Origin of the sequence: Streptomyces sp. NPDC088246, from assembly GCF_044741025.1 — a bacterium.
Classification (GTDB): Bacteria; Actinomycetota; Actinomycetes; order Streptomycetales; family Streptomycetaceae; genus Streptomyces.
Genome location: NZ_JBIURV010000009.1, coordinates 140,032 through 150,332, shown reverse-complemented (window position 1 = coordinate 150,332; position 10,301 = coordinate 140,032). Strand labels below are relative to the sequence as shown.

Here is a 10,301-nt window from a genome sequence, read left to right as displayed (position 1 = left end):
GGCTTTTCGATCAGTGGTGCCACAGTAGAACGGACCACTGACAACGCAGCGTGACCGAGGTGTCCGGTGAGTGAAGCAGCAGGTCAACCGCTGTGTGAGAGCTCTTCCCTGTGTACGGAGCGAGCCATGGCAGTCCCGGGACCGACCGCTCCACCTCGTCGACCACCGCACTCCCGAGCCGTTCCAGCTCATTGCCGGGTGAGCCCGCCGGATGCGGCGTCAGGAAGGCGCCCGGCAGATCGAGAAGCCGGCTGTCGGGCCGCAGGGGTTCCGGATCGGTGACGTCGAGTACGGCGCTGATCCGGCCGGCCGCCACCTCGTCCGTCAGCGCCGCAGTGCCGACCAGCGTCCCACCAGGGACGGACCGGCTGACGGCCCGCCTCGCGGCGGCCGGAGACGGTCACATCGGGGTGCTCCACGTGCGCCTGGACAGCCCGGCCGGCCCGCTCGTGGGTGTGCTGCCGGTGAGGTCCACCGGCGGTTTTGATACCTGGCAGGAGCAGTCGGTGAAGCTGCTGCGCACCGTCACCGGCACGCACGACGTCCATCTCGTCGCGGCGGGCACCTCGAAGGTCGCCGCTGTCGACTGGCTGACGTTCCGTAAGTGAGCGAGCGGAGGGGGCGGGGTTCCTGAGGGAACCCCGTTCCCTCCCGCTGCGTCAGGGAGCGGAGACGGCGCGTGCCCCGCCGGACGGTGCCCACGACGGCGTCACACCGGTGAGCTGGCACACCATCAGAAAGAGCGGGATGGGCGGGGTGTACGGCGTGCGGTTGTCGGGCTGGTGGATCAGCCGGGGCCGTACTGCCGGAACACGGGCCCCTTTCGCATAGGCGGCCTGCGCGGGCCAGTCCAGATCGAGGTCGGAGCCCGCAGGCACGATCCACCACCAGCGGTCGGCGTCCGCGAAGACGCAACCGGTGCGTGGCAGATGAGACATGAGCCGGAAGCCGTACCGGGACGGCACCCCCACCGCGTCGCAGCCCAGGCTCGCCGACAGCGCGGGGGGCAGTGACAACTGCACTGTGCCCATGGCGACGGCTCGCTGGGGCTCACGGGAGCGGCGTGCTCCGAGCAGGTGGGACATTGCGTTCTTCAACATGACCGCTCCGAGCCGTGCGGCAGTTCTGCCCAGACGATGCGGCCCGAGCCGTTGCCCGCGTCGCGGGAACCCCAGGAGCTGCTCATCGCGTCGACGAGCAGCAAGCCGCGTCCGTGCTCGTCGTCGGCGGTGCGGCACAGCTGCGGCCCGCCGGGCTGATGTCCTTGGTCCTGTACGGCTATGCGAAGCCGTCTGTCGAGGTAGTGCAGCTCGCACACGACGCGAGCGCTCTCGGTGTGCACCACCGCGTTGGTGACCAGTTCCGAGACGATCAGGATCGCCGCCTCGTGCGTGTCCTCGTCCAGCCGCCACTCGCCGAGCCGAGCCCTCGTCAGCCGCCGTGCACCGGCTACCGACTCGGGGTGCGCGGGCAGCGCGAAGCAGTACCGGAGCGCTTCCGTCCCGGGTCTGAGATCCATGAGCCGGGGGATAAGCGCGCTGCCAGGTGCCACAACCGATTCCTCACAGTGGGGGCTGCGTCACACTCCGCGGTCCCACGCAAATGAGGGCGGCCGTGACTACGTGAACTGGTTCACTCACCAACTCTCCCCCTGTCGAGAACACTTGGCAAGGGGCACTCTGAAAATTTCAGAGTGGTTCTGTCTTGGACGGCCTGCGCATGGCAGACTGCTGGCAAACAGCGCATCGGGAGGTCTGAAGTGAGCGAACCGCGGTCCGCCCCGACCGTGGGTCAGGTCGTTCTCGGCAAACGCCTGCAGGATCTGCGGGAGCGTGTCGGCCTGAGCCGTGACCAGGCTGCCAAGGTGCTGCGGGTCGCACCTGCGACGATACGCAGGATGGAGACCGCCGAGGTCGCTCTCAAGATCCCCTACGTCCAGCTGCTGCTGAAGGCGTACGGGATCGCCGACGACGAGGCCGACGCCTTCGTGGAGCTCGCCGAGGAAGCCAATAAACCTGGCTGGTGGCAGCGCTTCCACGATGTGCTGCCCGATTGGTTCAGCATGTACGTCAGCCTGGAGGGCGCCGCGAGCCTCCTGCGCATGTACGAGCCGCACTTCGTCCCCGGACTGCTGCAGACCGAGGACTACGCGCGCTCGGTGATGCGCACCGGAGCCGTCGGCCAGACCAGGCCCGAGGACATCGAACGCCATGTGGCGCTGCGGATGGAGCGTCAGTCCCTGCTGACCAGGCCGGACTCCCCGAAGCTGTGGGTGGTGATGGACGAGACGGTGCTGCGCCGTCCCGTCGGCAGCGTCGACGCCATGCGCGGACAGATCGACCGGCTGCTCGAAGCGACCGAGATGCCGCATGTGACGCTGCAGATTGCGGAATTCTCGACCGGTCACCATCCGGGCACCTACGGCCCCTTCGTCCTCTTCCGCTTCGGCGTCCCTGAACTCCCCGACATGGTTTACAGCGAGTACCTGACCGGAGCCGTCTACTTCGACGCGCGCCCCGAGGTGGCCTCCTACCTCGAAGTCATGGACCGCATGGCGGCTCAGGCCGCAACTGCACAACGCACGAAGGAAATCCTCCGGGACTTCCGCAAGGAGCTGTGATGGAACCCATATACAACGGCATGCCGGCCGCCGAACTCGGCTCCGAGGGCTGGTACAAGCCGTGGAGCGGTGGGAACGGAGGCAATTGCGTCGAAGCCATGAAGCTGTCGGACGGCAGAGTCGCCATGCGCCAGTCCGCCGATCCCGACGGCCCCGCCCTGATCTACTCCCACCGTGAGATCGCCGCCTTCATCCAGGGGGCCAAGTCCGGCCAGGCGGACTTCCTTCTCACCTGAATCCGCAGTACCGGAGTCCCTCCCCGCCCCACACTCTTGTTGTTCGCCGACCTATGGACCCATGGAGCGCGCTATGACCGGGCACGAACCCCAAGCCATCGAGATCGACACCAGCAAGCCGCATCCCGCCCGGATGTACGACTGGTTCCTCGGCGGCAAGGACAACTACCCGGTCGACGAACAGATGGCCCAGCAGCTGCTCGCCCTCGACGCCAGAGGGCGCGACATGGCCCGGGTCAACCGGGCCTTCATGCACCGGGCCACCCGGTGGCTGGCCGAGAACGGCATCCGCCAGTTCCTCGACATCGGCACCGGCATCCCCACCGAGCCGAACCTCCACCAGATCGCCCAGCGGACCGCCCCGGACGCGCGCATCGTCTACTGCGACAACGACCCGATCGTCCTCGCACACGCGGCGGCCCTGCTGCGCTCCACCCCACAGGGCGCCACCGAGTACATCCAGGCGGACGCCCGCAAGCCGCAAGTCATCCTGGAGCAGGCCAGCAAGGTCCTCGACTTCGGCAAGCCGATCGCGCTGTCGCTGCTGGCCCTGCTGCACTTCCTGGACGACGAGGACGGCGCGGCCGAACTCGTCGACCGCCTGGTCGAGCGGCTCCCCTCCGGCAGCTACCTGATTCTCTCGCACACCACCGGGGATTTCGACCCCGAGCGTGCGGCGCAGGCATCCGCCCTGTACAAGGCTCGCGGGATGACACTGCGCCTGCGTTCCCACGCCGAATTCACCACGTTCTTCGACGGACTCGAACTCGTCGAGCCGGGTGTCACGCTCTCCGCGGACTGGCATCCGGAACTCGGCGAGGCCATCGACGTCCCCGGCGACGAGCCGATCCCGGGCTACGCCGGCGTAGCCCGCAAGGCCTGACCGCCCGGCCCCGCGCCGTCACTGACGGCTGACCGACCGGGTGATGCCCGCGGCGATCGTCGTCGCGAGCAGCCACCCGGCCGCGATCAGCAGATATGACAGGTACTGGTACCAGCCCTGCGGGTTGAACGCCTTCTCCTGCCCGAAGTCGATGATCGGCAGCAGCAGATCCAGGGTGTAGAAGGACGCACTGAACGGCGGGGCCTCGCCGGCCTTCAGCGGCGGCGGACGGTGCAGTCCGTACGCCAGCGACCCGATGAGCAGCAGCGAGAAGAGCCAGGCCGCCGCGCGCACCGGCCGGAAGCCGTATCCCACGGTGACGTCCTGCAGATACCCCCACACCCTCGCGTATCCCGGCAGGGTGGCGCGGTGGGTGCGCTGTTTGGCGAGCTGCACGGTACGTGCCGCGTCGTCGTCACCGATCCGCCGGTACGCCGCCGTCAACTGCTCGTACGCGTATGGAACGTATCCCTCCTCCTCGCGCCCGAGCAGCGGCAGCCGCTGCTCGGCGGGCAGATGGGGGAGCAGAGTGGTGTACGTCAGCCCGTCGAGTCGGACATCGCGCGGCCAGACCGCAGGGTGGGCGTGGATGAGATCGATCTGCGCGTGGCGCAGATTCACCCTTCCCCGGATCGGGGCGGCCTCCCGGAGCCACAGCTCGCCGACCGTGCAACTGCCGGCACGCACGGCGACGCCGCCGGGGTTCGAAAGCCGCGCGTACGCGAGGTTGAGCTGCCCCGGTATCCGGCTGCCGCGCACATTGGTCCGCCCCTCGACCCGGATCCGCATCGCGTGGACATCCGTGCCGACCGTCAGCGTCTCCGCCTGGAGGGCGGTCGCCCCCGGATTCAGCAACTCGGCGTCGTTCAGCAGGACCTGCCCGGTGACGGCGGCACCGTCGAGCCGGCACTCGCCGTGCACGACGAGTGCCGGCAGCCACATGTCGTCCCCGGCGATCACATGATTGAGCTGGAGGACCGCTACCGCTTCGTCGTTGTCCGCCGTCGAACCGTCGGCGTTCACCCCTATCCGGGTGCGGTCGAGGAACAACGCCTGGGTGATCCTCGAACCGCCGAGCCGGACCGGGCCGGAGATCCGGCAGTCCGTGAGCCTCAGTACGCCGTCGATCCGGACGGTGGCGGCGGCCAGGCCCGGGAGCACCGAATTGCTGAGGTTGAGCTGGCGCAGCTGCGCCCCGTACAGATTCGGCGCCTGTTCGAAGTGACAGCCGGCCAGCAGCACCGCGTACTCGGCCGTCGCATACCGCACGTTCAGGGTGCCCGAGATGCGTGCGCCCATCACACGCAGCGCGGCCACCTCGCCGTCCTCCTGCCGGCCGCTGATCAGCAGGGCCCGCAGCACCTCGCCGCGTACCGTGCGCTCCGGCCCCCAGCCGGCTCCGGTCTCCGGGTCGTCCTCGGTCTCCACGCCCGTACGGAAGTCGACGGGCACGCCGCGCGGGAAGGCATCCCGTACGCGGCGTTCGGCGGGGGTCAGCTCGGTGATCTCCATCGGCGGGACTCTGACCCGCGGCCCGTCACAGTGTCAACCCCGCCGGGTCACCGCCCCGTTCAGCTGCCCAGGGCATGGCCGGTCGTCACATCCACATGGCCGGGCACCTCGTCGTGCCGGTCGCCCACCGACGGAGTACCGGACGGCTCGAAGAACAGGACCGAGGCCCCGTCGGCGGCGGACGGCTTGTGCCAGGTCCCGCGCGGAACGACGAACACCGCGCCACGGGCGAGAGTGACGGTCCGCTCCCCGTCCGTCTCGCGCAACTGGATGTCCAGCGTGCCGTCGAGCACGAGAAAGAACTCGTCGGTGTCCTCATGGACGTGCCACACATGCTCACCGCGGACCTTGGAGATCCGTACGTCGTAGTCGTTGACGCGGGCCACGATCCGCGGGCTCCACAGGGCCTCGAACGTCTTCAGTGCATCGCTCAGCAGGATGGGGCCGGGCGCGGTCTTCGTCGTGTCATTGCTCATGATCCCCATCCTCGGCCTTGGCCGGGCCCTCCGTGAGTGCTAGGAATCGCATATGGCGCAAGAATCCTCGCACCGGGTCGCAATGATCGTCTCGGCCGGCTCCAACCCCTTCGAGATGGGCGTGGCCACCGAACTCTTCGGGCTGCGCCGTCCCGAGCTGCCCGTGCCCTGGTACGAATTCGAGCTGTGCGCCGAGACCCCGACCGTGCGCATGCACCAGGGTCTCTTCCAGCTCTCCGGTATCGCCGGGCTCGATGCCGTGGACCGCGCCGACACCGTCATCGTGCCGAACCGCCCCGACCCGGAGACCGAACCCGATCCGGCCGTCCTCGACTCGATCAGACGCGCGGACGCCCGGGGAGCCAGGCTGGTCAGCTTCTGTACGGGTACGTTCACGCTGGCCGCCGCCGGAGTGCTGGACGGTCGACGGGCCACCACCCACTGGCGCTGGGCCGACGCCTTCATCGCCCGCCACCCGCAGGTCCACCTCGACCCCGATGTGCTGTTCGTCGACGACGGCCGGGTGATCACCGCAGCCGGCAGCGCCGCCGCCCTGGACACCGGTCTCCACATCATCCGCTCCGACCACGGCGCGGAGATCGCGGCCGCTGTGAGCCGCCGTCTGGTTTTCGCGGTCCACCGTGACGGCGGCCAGCGCCAGTTCGTCGAGCACCCCCTGCCCGACGTCTCCGACACCTCGCTCGGCCCGCTCCTCGACTGGGCCGAGGAGCACCTCGGCACGGACCTCACGGTGACCGGCCTCGCCGCCCGCGCCGCCGTGAGCCCGGCCACCCTGCACCGCCGCTTCCGTGCCCAGCTCGGCACGACCCCGCTCGGCTGGCTGACCGAACGCCGGATCACCCTCGCCTGCCGGCTGATGGAGCGCGGCGAGGAACGCTTCGACGTGGTCGCCCGCACCAGCGGACTCGGCACGGCGACGAATCTGCGGACCCAGCTGCGCCGCCGCACCGGACTGACCCCCAGCCAGTACCGTCGCCGCTTCACCCCGGCCGGCTGAACCGGCCGGGCCGCAGGTGACAATGGACGCATGTCACGACGTACCACCCGACCGAAACGGTCCGCCACCGCCAGAACGCGGACGCCCGCGATCACCGCGGAGTCGCCGTGCCCGTGCGGCCTGCCCGCCACCTACGCCGACTGCTGCGGCCGCCTGCACGCCGGGTCCGTCGCAGCGCCGACCTGCGAGGCGCTGATGCGCTCCCGGTACGCCGCATTCGTCGTCAGGAACGAGGCGTATCTGCTCCGCACCTGGCACCCCGACACCCGGCCGCCCGCCGTCGACTTCGATCCCGGGATGCGGTGGGTGCGCCTGGAGATCCTGGAGACGACGGACGGCAGCGCGTTCCACACCACAGGTACGGTCACCTTCCGCGCGCACTGCACCGACAACGGGCGGCCGGAATCGCTCCACGAGAAGAGCCGCTTCGTCCGGTACGAGGGGGCCTGGGTGTACTCGACGGCGGTCTTCGTCGACTGACCCGGCCGCGCGGTGACCGGGCCCGTTCAGATGGCGGCCGCCACCCGCGGTTTCTCCGGCGAGAGCTCCTGCGTCAGGTCCTCCGCCAGTAACCGCTTGGCGATCACATCCACCGCCGCCCGCAGCTGCCGGTCGTCCGGGCGTGCCCCGTTCTCGTCCAGGCGCTCATTGAGCCACCGCGCCGACGCGTCGTTGATCGCCGCGGCCTCCCGGCTCCCGGCGGCCGTATGCATGAACAGGTGACCGTCGCCGGTGAGATAGCCCTCCTCGATCATCCGGTCGAAGACCGGCACCAGCACCTCCGGCGGAAGCCGGTGCCGGGTCGCGATCAGGTTCAGGCCCGCATGGCCGACCAACCGGGTGAACAGCTCGACCTGCATCACCGCCCAGGCCCCTGCCATGTCCAGCCGGGTGTCCGACTCCGCGACGATCCGCCGTGCCGTGTCCCGGCCCGCTCCGTGCAGGATTTTGGCCACGGAGAATTCCAGGAGCCTGGCCGAGTCACCGGCGCCGGGCTGGGCGAATCCCTCGCCCATGTCCGTCGAGCCGACCCGCGCCGTGTCGCGCAGCTTCACCTGCTTCAGGAAGAGCGCAACGACGAACCCCAGGACCGCGACCGGCACCGTCCACAGGAACACGGTGTGCAGTGTGTCGGCGTATGCCCGGGCCAGTGGCGCGGACTGCGCGGCCGGCAGACTGTGCAGCCCGTGCGGGCTCCGCGCGGCCTTCGCCAGCACCGCGGGGTCGCCGCCCGCCCGGGTCGCCGCCGCGACGCCGTCGGTCAGATTCGGCTTCAGCACATTGGCATAGATGGTGCCGAAGACCGCCGTACCGAAGGAGCTGCCGAGCGTACGGAAGAACGTCACGCCCGACGTCGCCGTACCCAGATCCGAGTAGTCGACCGTGTTCTGCACCGCGATCGTGAGCACCTGCATGCACAGGCCGATGCCGACACCGAGCACCAGCATGTAGAGCGATTCCAGCCACACTCCGCTGTCCGGGCCCATCCGGGAGAGCAGAAACAGCCCGACCGCCATGATCAGCGAGCCCACGACGGGGAAGATCCGGTACTGGCCCGTCCTGGAGACCACATTGCCGCTGAAGATCGAGGCGACGAGCAGCCCGATGACCATGGGCAGTGTCCGCACACCCGACAGGGTCGCCGAATCGCCGTCCACGTACTGCAGATACGTCGGCAGGAAGATCATCGCGCCGAGCATCGCGAAGCCCACGATGAAGCTCAGGATCGAGCAGACGGTGAACACCGGATTCCGGAACAGCCGCATCGGCAGCATCGGTTCCCGGGCCCGGAACTCCACGAGGCAGAAGAGCGCCAGGGCCACGGCGCCGCCCGCGAAGAGACCGATGATGACGGGCGATCCCCATGCGTACTCATTGCCGCCCCAGCTGGTCGCCAGGATCAGTGCGCTCGCGCCGACCGTGACCATCGCGATGCCCAGATAGTCGATCACGGGCCGCCCGGCGGCCTTCACCGACGGGATCGTCCGGGCGGCGGCGATGACCACCACGATCGCGATCGGCACATTGACGTAGAACGCCCAGCGCCAGCTCAGATGGTCGGTGAAGAGCCCGCCCAGCAGCGGCCCGATCACCGTCGACACCCCGAAGACCGCACCAAGCGCACCCTGGTACTTGCCGCGCTCGCGCAAGGGGATCACATCGGCGATCAGCGCCATCGAGGTGACCATCAGCCCGCCCGCGCCGATTCCCTGCAGTCCGCGCCAGATGATCAGCAGCGTCATATTGGTCGCGAGGCCGCACAGGAACGAGCCGGTGATGAAGATGACCGCCGACAGCTGGAAGATGATCTTCCGGCCGAACAGGTCGCCGAACTTGCCGACCAGGACCGTCGCCACCGTCTCGGCGAGCAGATACGCGGTGACCACCCAGGACATATGCGCGGCGCCGCCGAGATCCGAGACGATCGTCGGCAGTGCGGTGCCGACGATCGTCTGATCCAGGGCGGCCAGCAGGATCCCCAGCACGATCGTTGCGAAGACGATGTTCCTGCGGCGCGGATCGAGTACGGGTGGCGCGGCGGCACTCTGCGCGGCGGGGGCGGTCTCGCTGGCAGTGGTCACGCTTGCACCCTCACACCGGCCCCCGTCCCCCGCATGTGGGGGACGGCCGGACGTGGCGTCAGGCCAGCAGATCCCGCACGGAAGCCTTCATACGGGTCACGAACGCCTCCCGCACCGGCTCCGCCACCCGGTCCAGCGAGAGATACGGATTGAGGTCCTCCAACTCGACGAGCAGCAGCTCGCCCGCTGCGGTCCGGCAGGCGTCGACCCGCTGGATGCCATGGCCGAGACTGTTCCACTCCACGAAACTCCGGGCGAACCCCAGATCCTCCGCGCTCGGCTCGTACGGCTCCAGCACCCACCGCTGCTCCGGATGCGGTGCGTACAGCGCGTACTGGAAGTCGCGGTCGATGAAGTAGAACGACATCTCGTAACGGAAGTCGATCCGCGGCTGGACGAGCAGCGTGCCGTCCTCGCCCTCCGGCAGCGCGGCCTCCCGTATGAACCGCAGCCCGACCGAGTCCGCCCCCAGCTTCGGCTTGACCGCGTACTCCGCGGCCGCGGGCAGCAGCCCCAGATCCGGCGCCCGGTCCACCGTGGGGATCACCGGGTATCCGGCCCGGCTCAGATCGACCAGATACTGCTTGCCCGCCATGTCCCCGCGGCCGTGCAGCGGGTTGTAGACGCGTACGCCCAGCTCCCGCGCCCGCGCGCAGAACGCGTCGTACGCCTCCTGGTAGTGCAGCACCGGACCGCTGTTGCGCACGACGACCGCGTCGAAACCGTCGAGCAGCGCGCCGGCGTCCCGGGGGTGACAGAGCGCGACATCGAATTCCTCGCGCAGCCGCGACGTCAGATAGATGTCCTCGTCGCAGTAACGGCGACCGCGGGCCTCGTAGGCGAGGTCGGTGACGAAGAGGACGGACGGGCGCGGGCCGGCGGGCATGGCGTTCCCCCATGAGGTGTGTCGGCGGACAGTGGATCAATGACGTCGACGGCGTTGCCCGGCACGGTCCCGGAGGTGATGAGGTTCG

The 10,301-nt window shown here is 69.1% G+C and carries 13 protein-coding genes; 6 read left to right on the top strand and 7 right to left on the bottom strand.

Features of this window, described 5'->3' with window-relative positions; translation table 11 throughout:
• Nucleotides 1-10 precede the first annotated feature (10 nt).
• Complete coding sequence (locus ACIPEK_RS15285; RefSeq protein WP_401995601.1) at nt 11-316, bottom strand: NAD(P)-dependent oxidoreductase; 306 nt, start codon at nt 314-316, stop codon at nt 11-13.
• On the opposite strand from ACIPEK_RS15285, the gene ACIPEK_RS15280 reads away from it, so the two are divergent.
• Complete coding sequence (locus ACIPEK_RS15280) at nt 279-608, top strand: carbohydrate-binding protein (RefSeq protein WP_401995598.1); 330 nt, start codon at nt 279-281, stop codon at nt 606-608. The two genes, ACIPEK_RS15285 and ACIPEK_RS15280, sit on opposite strands and share 38 nt — an antisense overlap.
• Before the next feature lie 51 nt (nt 609-659).
• On the opposite strand, the gene ACIPEK_RS15275 is transcribed toward ACIPEK_RS15280, so the two are convergent.
• Together ACIPEK_RS15275 and ACIPEK_RS15270 are read right to left on the bottom strand one after the other, a co-directional pair.
• Entirely contained in the window at nt 660-1,100 is a 441-nt protein-coding gene (locus ACIPEK_RS15275) for a hypothetical protein (protein ID WP_401995595.1), read from the bottom strand.
• The gene (locus ACIPEK_RS15270; RefSeq protein WP_401995592.1) at nt 1,094-1,552 is read right to left on the bottom strand and encodes an ATP-binding protein; all 459 of its coding nucleotides are present in this window, start codon (nt 1,550-1,552) and stop codon (nt 1,094-1,096) included. Before ACIPEK_RS15270 ends, ACIPEK_RS15275 begins: the two co-directional genes overlap by 7 nt.
• 207 nt (nt 1,553-1,759) lie before the next feature.
• On the opposite strand from ACIPEK_RS15270, the gene ACIPEK_RS15265 reads away from it, so the two are divergent.
• The 3 genes from ACIPEK_RS15265 (at nt 1,760) to ACIPEK_RS15255 (ending at nt 3,739) form a co-directional block, all read left to right on the top strand.
• On the top strand, nt 1,760-2,620 hold the full coding sequence (locus tag ACIPEK_RS15265) for a helix-turn-helix transcriptional regulator (RefSeq protein ID WP_327271674.1): 861 nt from the start codon (nt 1,760-1,762) through the stop codon (nt 2,618-2,620).
• Nucleotides 2,620-2,856: a DUF397 domain-containing protein gene (locus ACIPEK_RS15260; protein WP_401995589.1), complete on the top strand. Its 237-nt coding sequence runs from the start codon at nt 2,620-2,622 to the stop codon at nt 2,854-2,856. The genes ACIPEK_RS15265 and ACIPEK_RS15260 overlap by 1 nt, the downstream gene beginning before the upstream one ends.
• 73 nt (nt 2,857-2,929) lie before the next feature.
• On the top strand, nt 2,930-3,739 hold the full coding sequence (locus tag ACIPEK_RS15255) for an SAM-dependent methyltransferase (RefSeq protein ID WP_401995586.1): 810 nt from the start codon (nt 2,930-2,932) through the stop codon (nt 3,737-3,739).
• A gap of 18 nt (nt 3,740-3,757) precedes the next feature.
• Here the strand turns inward: ACIPEK_RS15255 and ACIPEK_RS15250 are convergent, their stop codons facing one another.
• Complete coding sequence (locus ACIPEK_RS15250; RefSeq protein ID WP_401995583.1) at nt 3,758-5,251, bottom strand: membrane-associated oxidoreductase; 1,494 nt, start codon at nt 5,249-5,251, stop codon at nt 3,758-3,760.
• Nucleotides 5,252-5,310: 59 nt separating this feature from the next.
• Entirely contained in the window at nt 5,311-5,727 is a 417-nt protein-coding gene (locus ACIPEK_RS15245; RefSeq protein WP_401995580.1) for a cupin domain-containing protein, read from the bottom strand.
• Between the two features lie 52 nt (nt 5,728-5,779).
• Between ACIPEK_RS15245 and ACIPEK_RS15240 the strand changes: the two genes are divergently transcribed.
• On the top strand, nt 5,780-6,745 hold the full coding sequence (locus ACIPEK_RS15240) for a GlxA family transcriptional regulator (RefSeq protein WP_401995577.1): 966 nt from the start codon (nt 5,780-5,782) through the stop codon (nt 6,743-6,745).
• 30 nt (nt 6,746-6,775) lie between these two features.
• The gene (locus ACIPEK_RS15235; protein WP_401995574.1) at nt 6,776-7,225 is read left to right on the top strand and encodes a YchJ family protein; all 450 of its coding nucleotides are present in this window, start codon (nt 6,776-6,778) and stop codon (nt 7,223-7,225) included.
• 26 nt (nt 7,226-7,251) lie between these two features.
• Here the strand turns inward: ACIPEK_RS15235 and ACIPEK_RS15230 are convergent, their stop codons facing one another.
• Together ACIPEK_RS15230 and ACIPEK_RS15225 are read right to left on the bottom strand one after the other, a co-directional pair.
• Complete coding sequence (locus tag ACIPEK_RS15230) at nt 7,252-9,327, bottom strand: MDR family MFS transporter (protein ID WP_401995571.1); 2,076 nt, start codon at nt 9,325-9,327, stop codon at nt 7,252-7,254.
• Between the two features lie 58 nt (nt 9,328-9,385).
• Complete coding sequence (locus ACIPEK_RS15225; RefSeq protein WP_401995568.1) at nt 9,386-10,213, bottom strand: hypothetical protein; 828 nt, start codon at nt 10,211-10,213, stop codon at nt 9,386-9,388.
• Nucleotides 10,214-10,301 lie beyond the last annotated feature (88 nt).